Source organism: Priestia sp. P5_B4 (assembly GCF_056400385.1).
Genome location: NZ_JBFULJ010000448.1, coordinates 1 through 3,100, shown reverse-complemented (window position 1 = coordinate 3,100; position 3,100 = coordinate 1). Strand labels below are relative to the sequence as shown.

The 3,100-nt window shown below is 36.2% G+C and carries 2 protein-coding genes; both read left to right on the top strand.

What is annotated here, in order from left to right; all coding sequences use genetic code 11:
- Positions 1–420: 420 nt before the first annotated feature.
- Complete coding sequence (locus AC1DRF_RS21070; protein WP_427075495.1) at positions 421–1,164, top strand: LytR/AlgR family response regulator transcription factor; 744 nt, start codon at positions 421–423, stop codon at positions 1,162–1,164.
- A 159-nt stretch (positions 1,165–1,323) separates the two neighbouring features.
- On the top strand, positions 1,324–3,100 hold a 1,777-nt coding region (locus AC1DRF_RS21065; protein ID WP_477741604.1), incomplete at its 3' end, for an MHYT domain-containing protein.

Genomic DNA, 3,100 nt, shown 5'->3' with positions numbered 1-3,100 from the left:
CAATATGTAAGTAATTACCTTTAGTGAAAAGTAAAAAAATTAACAAAAGTACGGGTGAAAGAGCGTAGAACATGTTTTAATAGTAAGAGAAAACAAAATGATTGAAAAGAGCGTGTCGCCTTTATCGAAAATGTTAAATAAAGATTTTGACATGCTGATTTACAGATTATAAAAAGGGTATTAAATCATTGTTAGGAAAATAAATGATAATAGATAAACGGTTTTTATGTCTTCTTCTAGAAAACCTACAATTATTGCAATATTCCCCATGAACAATCGTTGTGTGTTCATTAACGATTAGCGTCCGTGTAGATCATTCATCTCAACATAAAAACACTATAACGATGTGTAGACATGCATAAAACAGAATGGGCAATAGTTCGTACTATACTTTAACATTGTATCCTAGGGGGAGTCAGGATGAACAAAATTAACTTAATTATTGCCGATGATAACGAAGATTCGGTTGAAATTTTAGATTATTTTATAGAACAGCTTCCGGAATTTGAAGTGATTAGCATCTGCAAAGACGGAGAGCAGCTTGTACAGGAAGTGATGGCCAAGAGTCCAGACCTTTTGCTCGTAGACATTAATATGCCTACGATTAACGGTGTAGATGCCATAAAAAAGTGCCTGCGCATTAAGCCGAATTTAAACTTCATTTTTATCACCGGTTACGATGAATTTGCTGTGAAGGCATTTGAGCTGTCAGCACTGGATTACATTGTAAAACCGATTGAAAAAACCAGGCTTTATATGGCGTTAGAGCGGGCAAAAAACTCCATTGGAATTGATAAAAATCAGTCAAAAAAGCCAAGTCAGCAATTAAAAAGACTGCCTGTAAAATTTAATGGATCTACTTATTACATTCCAATTGATCAAATTATTTTTATTGAAAAATCCGGAAAAAAATGTTTGATCTATACTCAATCACGTGTCTATGAGACATATGAAAATATTAGTGATATCTATATGTATTTGAACCCTTCTGTATTTAGTCAAACACACCGGTCTTATATCGTGAATTTACAGAAAGTTTCGCACATCACACCAAAAAATGAAACATATCTTGTTTATTTTTTAGAAATTGATGAATATGCTCATATCTCAAAATTAAAAATCCAAGACGTTCAAAAACAGCTGCATCAGTTAATGACCAATTAAGAGATGCTGCTGCTTCTAAAATAGCTATGTTGATGAAAGGACGAAGCTTATGCAAGTTTCGTCTATTTCATGTGTCTGCTTTCGGAGCAAATGATCGTAATATAGTTCTTATAAGAAGAGTTAGATAGAAGAAGTAACGTTAAATTGAAAGGAAAGCAAATGATTTCAATTACTGGTCACTATAATGAATTTACCGTATTTCTTGCTGTCATTGTAGGGATTCTTGCCTCTTATACAGCACTTGATATTATGAGCAAAATGATAAAAAAACAGCGGAACAATTATTTGTGGCTTACGCTGTCAGCAATTTCAATGGGGCTTGGAGTGGGGGCGATGCATTATATTGCTATGCTTGCTTATTATGTTCCTGTTAGCTTTCATTTTGATGCTGTACTTTCTGTCCTTGCTTTAATAATAGCGATTAGCGGATCATTAGTTGCGTTTTGGACATTCTGGAAATGGCGCACGTCGATATGGTYAGGGCTTATTTTAGGAAGCAGTATTCTGGGTACGCATTACATTGCCATGGCAGCAATCGAAACAGAAGCACGCATTCATTATGCTCTGCTATCTGTTTTGCTTTCCATCATCATCGCCCTGGTCGTTGCATTTTATGCGATGCACTTGTTTTTTCGCTCGAAAAGCGTGAAAGCTAATCCTTTTCTTAAACTTGTTAGCTCTATTTTACTGGGCATTGGAATTTCAGTTATGCATTTCATCAGTATGTATGGAATGAAGCTGCATATTGCACACTCAGTTGCTAGAAAATGGGGGCAGTGGCTGCCGTATCAAGCGCCATTTTCCAATATTATTGCAAGTATTACAATTACGCTACTCATTGTCTTCCTGCTCGTTGCTGCTTTTAAGCGTCAGGAAGAAGTGAGGGAGAGTCAATTAAAAGAAGAGTATTATCAATCTCTTTTTAACTACAATCCTAATATTGTGTGTGCGGTTGATTTGTACGGCAATATTCAAACGATTAATCCAAAAGGAATCGAGCTAACGGGATACACGTTGCATCAAATGGAGAAAATTCCGTTTCCTTATATGTTTAGAGAAGCTGAACAAGCTGAAGAATATATGTGGAAATCTCTGAACGGAGACTCTGTTTATTATGAGGCAACGCTCATTCGCAAAGATAATCAGCCTGTATATGTTGAAGTAACGCAAATGCCTATTATTGTTCATGATCAAATTAAAGGCAGTTACGTCATCGCCAAAGATGTGACAGACCGAAAAAAGGCTCAACAGCAGCTGTTGGATTTACAAGAAGATTTAAAACGCACGCTTTCACAACAAGATGGCGCTATTTTTAAATTTGTAAAAAACGATAAAGGGTATATTCATACCATGTGCGAAGGAAAAATGGTTCGTGAAATGGGATATGAGGAAATAGATGTTGTTGGTAAAACACTTGAAGAATTTTTGCCTGAATCCTACGCGAAAGAAAATAAGAGATACTATGAGAAAGCATGGGCGGGAGAGAAAGTGTCTTATGAAGTACTTTTGAACGACTTTGCTTACTATACGAAGTTAATACCTCATATCTACAAAGGAGAAGTACAAGAAGTTATTGGTTCTATAGTAGATATTACTGATCTTCACGAAGCAAGAGAAAAGCTGGCTAAAAGTGAAAGCATGTATCGCTCCGTTCTCTCTACAATGTCAGAAGGTGTAGTGTTTCATGACCTTGAAGGAAATCTAATTGCTGCCAATGCCTACGCTGCTAAAATTCTAAACGTGCCTTACGACCAAATGTTATCGGTTAACCCCTTTGGTTTAGACTGGGAAATTATTCATCCTGATGGAACAGCTTTTGCACTGGAAGACATTCCATCTGTTCGATGTCTTCATACAAAAGAACCCGTACGAAACACGGTTATGGGCATTTATTTAAATGAGAAAAAGTTGACTTGGATTTCGGTGAATGCTGAAC

Coding starts and splice junctions, on each gene's coding strand:
- AC1DRF_RS21070 (WP_427075495.1), top strand. CDS start 421: ATGAACAAAATTAACTTAATTATTGCCGATGATAACGAAGATTCGGTT.